Source organism: Micromonospora sp. KC721, assembly GCF_004348355.1.
Lineage (GTDB): Bacteria > Actinomycetota > Actinomycetes > Mycobacteriales > Micromonosporaceae > Micromonospora.
This window is the reverse complement of record NZ_SMJY01000216.1, coordinates 1-9,967: the sequence shown is the minus strand read 5'-3', so window position 1 is coordinate 9,967 and position 9,967 is coordinate 1. Positions and strand designations below refer to the sequence as shown.

Annotated in this window: 5 protein-coding genes; all 5 read left to right on the top strand. The window is 68.3% G+C overall.

Annotated features, from left to right (window positions below):
• The first annotated feature begins 293 nt into the window (after positions 1–293).
• The 5 genes from rplJ to E1182_RS26185 all read left to right on the top strand — a co-directional run bounded on the left by rplJ (position 294) and on the right by E1182_RS26185 (position 9,761).
• Positions 294–839 carry a 50S ribosomal protein L10 gene (gene rplJ / locus E1182_RS26205; protein WP_132270151.1) on the top strand — a complete coding sequence of 182 codons (546 nt, stop codon included), beginning with the start codon at positions 294–296 and terminating at the stop codon, positions 837–839.
• 55 nt (positions 840–894) lie between these two features.
• A complete protein-coding gene (gene rplL / locus E1182_RS26200; protein ID WP_132270149.1) occupies positions 895–1,281 on the top strand; it encodes a 50S ribosomal protein L7/L12 in 387 nt (128 codons plus the stop codon).
• Positions 1,282–1,868: 587 nt separating this feature from the next.
• The gene (locus tag E1182_RS26195; protein WP_132270147.1) at positions 1,869–5,300 is read left to right on the top strand and encodes a DNA-directed RNA polymerase subunit beta; all 3,432 of its coding nucleotides are present in this window, start codon (positions 1,869–1,871) and stop codon (positions 5,298–5,300) included.
• Positions 5,301–5,423: 123 nt separating this feature from the next.
• Positions 5,424–9,311 (top strand): DNA-directed RNA polymerase subunit beta', encoded by a 3,888-nt coding sequence (locus tag E1182_RS26190; RefSeq protein WP_132270145.1) that lies wholly within the window; start codon positions 5,424–5,426, stop codon positions 9,309–9,311.
• An 81-nt stretch (positions 9,312–9,392) separates the two neighbouring features.
• Positions 9,393–9,761, top strand: a complete 369-nt coding sequence (locus tag E1182_RS26185; protein ID WP_132270143.1) for a hypothetical protein — start codon at positions 9,393–9,395, stop codon at positions 9,759–9,761.
• Positions 9,762–9,967 lie beyond the last annotated feature (206 nt).

Genomic DNA, 9,967 nt, shown 5'->3' with positions numbered 1-9,967 from the left:
CGATTTGGTGGTTGGGGGTGGGTGACGTAACCTTGGGGCGAAGTTCCACCCAGAGACCGCTGGTCACCGTGCCCCGGCACGGTCGAAGGTCCCACGATGACGGGCGACCCGCGCAGGGCGGTAAGCGAAAATCGGCAGTGTACGCGGTCCGTCGACCGTGTCCATCTCGCCGGCCCTCGCCCCGTGCGCCCTGCGCCGGGGCTTTTCTCGTTGTCGTGATGCCTACGCCGCTGTCGACAGGGCCGACCGGCCCGATGACGGCGACCAGCTCCGAGTAACGAGAGAGGAGGGACATGGCGGACAAGCCGATCCGGGCCGACAAGGCCACGGCCGTCGCTGAGCTGACCGAGAGCTTCCGTAACGCGGGTGCCGCGGTGCTCACCGAGTACCGTGGTCTGACGGTTTCCCAGCTCACCCAGCTGCGGCGCTCGCTCGGCAAGGAGACCACCTACACCGTCGCCAAGAACACGCTGGCGAAGCGTGCCGCGACGGATGCGGGCATCTCCGGCCTCGACGAGCTGTTCACCGGTCCTACCGCGCTGACTTTCGTTTCGGGCGACGTCGTCGAGGCGGCGAAGGGGCTTCGCGACTTCGCGAAGGCCAACCCGAAGCTCGTCATCAAGGGCGGTGTCTTCGAGGGCAAGGCCATTTCCGCGGCCGAGGTCACGAAGCTCGCCGACCTGGAGTCCCGTGAGGTGCTGCTGGCCAAGCTGGCCGGCGCGATGAAGGGCAACCTGAGCAAGGCCGCGGCCCTGTTCCAGGCTCCGCTCTCCAAGACCGCCCGTCTGGCGGCCGCCCTGCAGGACAAGCGCGAGAAGGAGGGCGCCGAGGCGGCCTGAGGTCACCCGGCGCACCCACGTTCTTAGTTAAACCATTCAGGAAAGGACGCCAGACATGGCGAAGCTCAGCACCGAAGAGCTGCTCGACGCGTTCAAAGAGATGACGCTGATCGAGCTCTCCGAGTTCGTGAAGCAGTTCGAGGAGACCTTCGAGGTCACCGCGGCTGCTCCGGTCGCCATCGCCGGCCCGGCTGGCCCGGCTGGCCCGGCCGCCGAGGCCGAGCCGGAGAAGGACGAGTTCGACGTCGTCCTCGAGGCCGACGGGGGCAAGAAGATCCAGGTCATCAAGGTCGTGCGTGAGCTGACCGGCCTGGGCCTCAAGGAGGCCAAGGACGTGGTCGAGGCCGCTCCGAAGGCGGTCCTGGAGAAGGTCAACAAGGAGACCGCCGAGAAGGCCAAGGCCAAGCTCGAGGGCGAGGGCGCCAAGGTCACCCTCAAGTGACCTGAGTCGGCCTCTGGTCGACTCTCGGCGCGCGTCCGGCTCACGTGAGCCGGAGCACACCGCGTCGCAGCGGGCGGTGATCCGGAAACGGGTCACCGCCCGCTGTTGGTTGGTAGCTCACCGGCGGCAGCGGCGTGAGCAGGACTTCCGGCGTCCGACGTACGGTCTGAGGGCGGGACGGGGCGGTGGCCCGCCGCTGGGAAAGAGGATGGCGGGCACGGCCGGCCCTTGACGTGACACGGGCCTGCCAGGCACGCTGACACCAGCAAGACCTTCCGCGCTTGCGACGGCCTCCTCTCGGGTAGTGCCAGCGGCAGCACCATCGTCGTGACCCGAGCGGTCCGGCAGGGACGACGTGTTCCGAGCGGCCCGGTGAGACCCGGTTTTTCAGGGGTCCCGAGGCCCGCTCCGCGGCGACCTGCGGGATGGGCTGGACAGCGGTTAGCCTCTCGGCTACACTGCTAGTTTGCGCTGCCTTCCGAATTGACCCCTGCTCGGAAATGTCCGTTTATGGATATTTCTGGTGGGGTCATTGGAGTGCACGCGTACCAGCCGTTCTGCAGCACCGGTCCTCGGAAGGACGCATCTTGGCAGCTTCCCGCCCTGCGAAGACCAGTCGTACGTCGAGCGCTTTCGCGCCCCGCCGAGTTTCTTTCGGCAGGATCACCGAACACCTCGAGGTCCCCAACCTCCTCGCCATCCAGAACGAGTCCTTCGACTGGCTCGTCGGCAACGAGGCTTGGCAGGGCCGGTCGGCGGACGACCCGCACGCACGCTCGGGTCTCGCGGAGATCCTCGACGAGATCAGTCCCATTGAGGACTTCTCCGGCACCATGTCGCTCTCCTTCTCGGCTCCGCGCTTCGACGAGGTCAAGGCCTCGATCGAGGAGTGCAAGGAGAAGGACCTGACCTACTGCGCCCCGCTGTTCGTGACCGCGGAGTTCACCAACAACACCACCGGCGAGATCAAGAGCCAGACGGTGTTCATGGGTGACTTCCCGATGATGACGCCGAAGGGCACCTTCATCATCAACGGCACCGAGCGCGTCGTGGTCAGCCAGCTCGTCCGGTCTCCGGGCGTCTACTTCGACAAGCAGCCGGACAAGACCTCCGACCGCGACCTCTCCAGCGTCAAGGTCATCCCGAGCCGGGGTGCCTGGCTGGAGTTCGACATCGACAAGCGCGACACGGTCGGCGTCCGCATCGACCGCAAGCGTCGGCAGGCCGTCACCGTGCTGCTCAAGGCCATCGGATGGTCCGCGGAGCAGATCCGCGAGCGGTTCGGTTGGTCCGAGCTGATGATGACCACGCTCGAGAAGGACCACATCGCCGGCCAGGACGAGGCCCTGCTCGACATCTACCGCAAGCTCCGCCCCGGCGAGCCGCCGACCCGCGAGAACGCGCAGACCCTGCTCGACAACCTCTTCTTCAACCCGAAGCGGTACGACGTCGCCAAGGTCGGCCGGTACAAGTTCAACAAGAAGCTCCAGCTGAGCGTGCCGATCACCACGGGCACGCTCACCGAGGACGACATCGTCGCCACCGTGGAGTACCTCTGCCGGCTGCACGCCGGTGAGGAGGGCTACGAGGCCGACGACATCGACCACTTCGGCAACCGGCGCCTGCGTACGGTCGGCGAGCTGATCCAGAACCAGGTCCGGGTCGGTCTGTCCCGGATGGAGCGGGTCGTCCGTGAGCGGATGACCACCCAGGACGTTGAGGCGATCACGCCGCAGACCCTGATCAACATCCGCCCGGTGGTGGCGGCGATCAAGGAGTTCTTCGGCACCTCGCAGCTGTCCCAGTTCATGGACCAGACCAACCCGCTGGCGGGCCTGACCCACCGGCGGCGGCTGAGCGCGCTCGGCCCGGGTGGTCTGTCCCGGGAGCGGGCCGGCTTCGAGGTCCGCGACGTGCACCCGTCCCACTACGGCCGGATGTGCCCGATCGAGACGCCGGAAGGTCCGAACATCGGTCTGATCGGCGCGCTGTCCACCTTCGCCCGGGTCAACCCGTTCGGCTTCATCGAGACGCCGTACCGGAAGGTCGTCGAGGGTCGGGTCACCGACCAGATCGACTACCTGACCGCCGACGAGGAGGACCGGTTCGTCAAGGCGCAGGCCAATGCCCCGCTGAAGGCGGACGGCACCTTCGCCGAGGACCGCGTCCTGGTCCGTCGTAAGGGTGGCGAGACCGAGGACGTCGCGCCGGGCGCCGTGGACTACATGGACGTCTCGCCGCGGCAGATGACCTCCGTCGCGACCGCGATGATCCCGTTCCTCGAGCACGACGACGCCAACCGCGCGCTGATGGGCGCGAACATGCAGCGCCAGGCCGTGCCGCTGGTCAAGGCCGAGGCGCCGCTGGTCGGCACCGGCATGGAGTACCGCGCCGCGGTCGACGCCGGTGACGTGGTGGTGGCCGAGGTCGGCGGGGTCATCGAGGACCTCTGCGCCGACTACATCACCATCCACCAGGACGACGGCCACCGCCGGACGTACCTGCTGCACAAGTTCCGCCGCTCCAACGCCGGCTCCTGCGTGAACCAGAAGCCGGTCGTCTTCGAGGGCGACCGGGTCGAGGCCGGTCAGGTCATCGCCGACGGTCCGTGCACCGACGAGGGCGAGATGGCGCTCGGGCGCAACCTGCTCGTGGCGTTCATGTGCTGGGAGGGCCACAACTACGAGGACGCGATCATCCTGTCGCAGCGCCTCGTGCAGCAGGACGTGCTCACCTCGATCCACATCGAGGAGCACGAGGTCGACGCGCGGGACACCAAGCTCGGCCCGGAGGAGATCACCCGGGACATCCCGAACGTCAGCGAGGAGATGCTCGCCGACCTCGACGAGCGTGGCATCATCCGGATCGGCGCCGAGGTCGTCCCCGGTGACATCCTGGTCGGCAAGGTCACCCCGAAGGGTGAGACCGAGCTGACCCCGGAGGAGCGGCTGCTCCGCGCGATCTTCGGCGAGAAGGCGCGCGAGGTGCGGGACACCTCGCTGAAGGTGCCGCACGGCGAGACCGGCACGGTCATCGGTGTGCGTACCTTCTCCCGCGAGGACGGTGACGAACTGCCGCCGGGCGTCAACGAGCTGGTCCGGGTCTACGTCGCCCAGAAGCGCAAGATCCAGGACGGTGACAAGCTCGCCGGCCGGCACGGCAACAAGGGCGTCATCTCCAAGATCCTGCCGGTCGAGGACATGCCGTTCCTGGAGGACGGCACCCCGGTCGACATCGTGCTGAACCCGCTGGGTGTGCCGTCGCGGATGAACATCGGTCAGGTCCTGGAGACCCACCTGGGGTGGGTGGCCAAGACCGGCTGGAAGGTCGACGGCGACGACGCCGAGTGGAAGCGCCAGCTCCGCTCGATCGAGGCGCACGAGTCCGAGCCGGACACCAACGTGGCCACGCCGGTCTTCGATGGTGCCCGCGAGGAGGAGATCTCCGGTCTGCTCTCGTCGACCCTGCCCAACCGGGACGGCAAGCAGCTGATCGGTTCCTCCGGCAAGGCGCAGCTGTTCGACGGCCGGTCCGGCGAGCCGCTGCCGGATCCGATCGCGGTCGGCTATATCTACATCCTGAAGCTCAACCACCTGGTCGACGACAAGATCCACGCACGGTCGACCGGCCCGTACTCGATGATCACGCAGCAGCCGCTGGGTGGTAAGGCGCAGTTCGGTGGCCAGCGTTTCGGTGAGATGGAGTGCTGGGCGATGCAGGCGTACGGCGCCGCGTACGCCCTGCAGGAGCTACTGACGATCAAGTCCGACGACGTCCTCGGCCGGGTGAAGGTTTACGAGGCGATCGTCAAGGGCGAGAACATCCCCGAGCCGGGCATCCCGGAGTCGTTCAAGGTGCTGCTCAAGGAGCTGCAGTCGCTGTGCCTCAACGTCGAGGTGCTCTCCAGCGACGGTGTGGCCCTGGAGATGCGCGAGACCGACGACGAGGTGTTCCGGGCTGCGGAGGAGCTGGGCATCGACCTGTCCCGGCGCGAGCCGAGCTCGGTCGAAGAGGTGTAAGTGGTGGAGGTTCGGGGGCCGACCGGCCCGCTCTGGGCGGTCAGGCTTGATCCCGACGCGGGTCGGCCGGCCCCCGAACCCCGCCCATGATCTAGCTGTAAAGACGACGACATAGGGGACATAGTGCTCGACGTCAACTTCTTCGACGAGCTGCGCATTGGCCTCGCCACCGCCGACGACATCCGTCAGTGGTCGCACGGTGAGGTCAAGAAGCCTGAGACGATCAACTACCGCACCCTCAAGCCGGAGAAGGACGGGCTCTTCTGCGAGAAGATCTTCGGTCCGCAGCGGGACTGGGAGTGCTACTGCGGTAAGTACAAGCGGGTCCGTTTCAAGGGCATCATCTGCGAGCGCTGCGGCGTCGAGGTGACCCGCTCCAAGGTGCGCCGGGAGCGGATGGGGCACATCGAGCTCGCCGCTCCGGTGACCCACATCTGGTACTTCAAGGGCGTGCCGAGCCGGCTGGGCTACCTGCTGGACCTCGCCCCCAAGGACCTCGAGAAGATCATTTACTTCGCCTCGTACGTCGTGACCAGCGTGGACGCCGAGGCGCGTCACCGCGACCTCTCGACCATCGAGAACGAGATCCTGGCCGAGAAGCGGCAGTCCGAGAACAGCCGCGACTCGGAGATCGAGAAGCGGGCCGCCAAGCTCGAGGCCGACCTGGCCGAGCTGGAGGCCGAGGGCGCGAAGGCGGACGTCCGGCGCAAGGTCAAGGAGGGCGGAGAGCGCGAGATGCGCCAGATCCGCGACCGGGCCCAGCGCGAGATCGACCGTCTCGACGAGGTGCTGGAGACCTTCCGCAAGCTCGAGCCGAAGCAGCTGGTCACCGACGAACTGCTCTACCGCGAGCTGCGGGACCGCTTCGGCGAGTACTTCACCGGCGGCATGGGCGCCGAGGCCATCAAGGCCCTGGTCCAGAACATGGACCTCGACGCCGAGGCCGAGAGCCTGCGCGAGACCATCCGCTCCGGCAAGGGCCAGCGGAAGATCCGGGCCCTCAAGCGGCTGAAGGTCGTCGCGGCCTTCCAGAACACCCGCAACTCGCCGCTCGGCATGGTGCTCGACTGCGTCCCGGTCATCCCGCCGGACCTGCGCCCGATGGTGCAGCTCGACGGTGGCCGCTTCGCCACCTCCGACCTGAACGACCTGTACCGCCGGGTCATCAACCGGAACAACCGCCTCAAGCGGCTGATCGACCTCGGTGCGCCCGAGATCATCGTCAACAACGAGAAGCGGATGCTCCAGGAGGCCGTCGACGCGCTGTTCGACAACGGCCGTCGTGGCCGGCCGGTCACCGGTCCGGGTAACCGCCCGCTGAAGTCGCTGTCGGACATGCTCAAGGGCAAGCAGGGCCGGTTCCGGCAGAACCTGCTCGGCAAGCGCGTCGACTACTCCGGCCGTTCGGTCATCGTGGTCGGCCCGAAGCTGAAGCTGCACCAGTGCGGCCTGCCCAAGCAGATGGCGCTGGAGCTGTTCAAGCCGTTCGTCATGAAGCGGCTGGTCGACCTCAACCACGCGCAGAACATCAAGTCCGCCAAGCGGATGGTCGAGCGGCAGCGGCCGGTCGTGTGGGACGTGCTGGAAGAGGTCATCGGCGAGCACCCGGTGCTGCTCAACCGTGCCCCCACCCTGCACCGTCTGGGCATCCAGGCCTTCGAGCCGCAGCTGGTCGAGGGCAAGGCGATCCAGATCCACCCGCTGGTCTGCACCGCCTTCAACGCCGACTTCGACGGCGACCAGATGGCGGTGCACGTGCCGCTGTCCGCCGAGGCCCAGGCCGAGGCGCGGATCCTGATGCTCTCGTCGAACAACATCCTCAAGCCGGCGGACGGCAAGCCGGTCACCATGCCCACCCAGGACATGGTCATCGGCCTGTACCACCTCACGCACCTCACCCCCGGTGCGAAGGGCGAGGGTCGGGCGTTCAGCTCGGACGCCGAGGCGCGGATGGCCTTCGACAACGGTGAGCTGCACCTGCAGTCGCCGGTCCGGATCCGGCTGCGGGGCGTGACCGACGTCGACAACGGTGCCGGCGCCGAGCCGTGGACCGCGCCCGAGGGCTGGGTCGAGGGCGACCCGCTGACGGTGGAGACCACGCTCGGCCGGGTCCTGTTCAACGAGACGCTGCCGCAGGGCTACCGCTTCGTGAACTACGAGATCCGCAAGGGCCAGCTCTCCGCGATCGTCAACGACCTCGCCGAGCGCTTCCCGAAGGTGGCCCTGGCCGCCACCCTGGACGGCCTCAAGGAGGCCGGCTTCCACTGGGCGACCTGGTCCGGTGTCACCATCGGCATGGAGGACGTCATCGCTCCGCCGCGCAAGGCGGAGATCCTGGCGCGGTACGAGACGGATGCCGACAAGATCGACCGCCAGTACCAGCGCGGTCTGATCACCGCCGAGGAGCGCCGTAGCGAGCTGATCTCCATCTGGACCAACGCGACCAACGAGGTCGCCAAGGAGATGGACACCGCGCTGCCGCAGGAGAACCCGCTGTGGAAGATGATCAACTCGGGTGCCCGCGGTAACCTGCTCCAGCTCCGGCAGATCGCGGCGATCCGTGGTCTGGTGGCCAACCCGAAGGGCGAGATCATCCCGCGGCCCATCAAGGCCTCGTACCGGGAGGGTCTGTCCGTGCTGGAGTACTTCATCTCCACGCACGGTGCCCGTAAGGGTCTGGCCGACACCGCGCTGCGGACCGCCGACTCGGGTTACCTGACCCGACGGCTGGTGGACGTCTCGCAGGACGTCATCATCCGCGAGGAGGACTGCGGCACCGACCGGGCGATCCCGATGCAGATCGGGCAGCGTCTGGACGGCCGGCTGGTCACCCACGAGCACGTCGAGACCAGCGTGCACGCCCGTACCCTGGCCGACGACATCAAGGGGCCGGACGGCACCGTGGTCGCCGAGCGGGGTTCGGACCTGAACTCCATTCTGGTCGACAAGATCGTCGCGGCCGGGGTGGAGACGGTCCGGGTGCGCAGCGTGCTCACCTGCGAGTCGAAGCTGGGTGTCTGCGGTGCGTGCTACGGCCGCTCGCTGCCGACCGGCAAGACCGTGGACGTCGGCGAGGCGGTCGGCATCATCGCCGCCCAGTCGATCGGTGAGCCCGGTACGCAGTTGACGATGCGGACCTTCCACACCGGTGGTGTCGCGGGTGAGGACATCACCCAGGGTCTGCCCCGGGTCACGGAGATCTTCGAGGCCCGGGTGCCAAAGGGCAAGGCGCCGATCGCCGACACCCCGGGTCGGGTCCGGATCGAGGACGGCGAGCGGTCGCGCAAGATCATCGTGGTGCCGGACGACGGCAGCGACGAGATCGTGTACGACAAGATCTCCAAGCGGGTCCGCCTGCGGGCCCACGACGGCGACCACGTCGAGGTCGGCGAGAAGCTCACCGAGGGCACCATCGACCCCCACGAGCTGCTGCGCATCCTCGGCCCGCGCGCGGTCCAGGTCCACCTGACGCAGGAGGTCCAGGAGGTCTACCGCTCGCAGGGTGTGCTCATCCACGACAAGCACATCGAGATCATCATCCGGCAGATGCTCAAGCGGGTGACGGTCATCGACTCCGGCTCGACCGAGTTCCTGCCGGGCGTGCTGGTCGACCGGGCGCTGTTCGAGTCGGAGAACCGCCGACTCGTCTCCGAGGGCGGCGAGCCCGCCGCCGGTCGCCCGGTGCTGATGGGCATCACCAAGGCCTCGCTGGCCACCGACTCCTGGCTCTCGGCGGCCTCCTTCCAGGAGACCACCCGGGTGCTGACCGACGCGGCGATCAACTCCCGCAGCGACTCGCTCGTCGGCCTCAAGGAGAACGTGATCATCGGTAAGCTCATCCCGGCCGGTACGGGCATCAGCAAGTACCGCAACGTCCGGGTCGAGCCGACCGAGGAGGCGAAGGCCAAGGTCTACTCGATGACCGGCTACCCGGAGACCGACTACGGCTTCGGGCCGGCCAGCGGCCAGGCGGTGCCGCTGGACGACTTCGACTTCGGGTCGTACCGCTGACGTAGTTCCTGACGAGGCCCCCGGCAGCCGCCGGGGGCCTCGTCGCAGGTGTGGGCGGGCAAGCCGGGGCATGATGGGGGCATGACGACCGCTCCCGGGCAGGTGCCCGTGGTGTACCAGCCGCCCCGCCATCCGCTCGACCCGGACCCGGCACCGGCGTCGAAGGCGCGCGCGGTCTTCGCCCTCGGGCTGATGGCGGCGCTCACCGGGTTGTTCGTCGGCGGTGTGGTGCCGGCGACGGTCGCGCTCCACCTCGCCCGCGAGGCCCGGCGCGAGGCGTACGCCTCCGGCGGGTACCTCACCGGGGCCGCCCGGCTGCGGCGCGGGGAACGGCTGGCCTGGACCGGCCTGGTGCTGGCCGCGCTGGCCGTGGTGGCCCTGGTGGTGATCGGTGTGGTCCGCTACGCCGAGGCGCCCTTCGGGCGGGACTTCGCCCCGAACGTCGACTGATCCCGGTGACGGCCGCCCGCGCGGCGGGTCGGCCGTGCGCGCCGGCGGTAGCCTGGCCGATGTCCGCCGCGCGAGCGGTGGACCCACAGCTTCCCAGGAGGTTCACGTGACGGAACCGGCGTCGCCGTCGGGAGCCGACCCGGGCGGCCGGCCCGCGCAGTCACCGCAGGTTGTCGCTCCCGGCACCGATGCGCCGGCTCCCACCC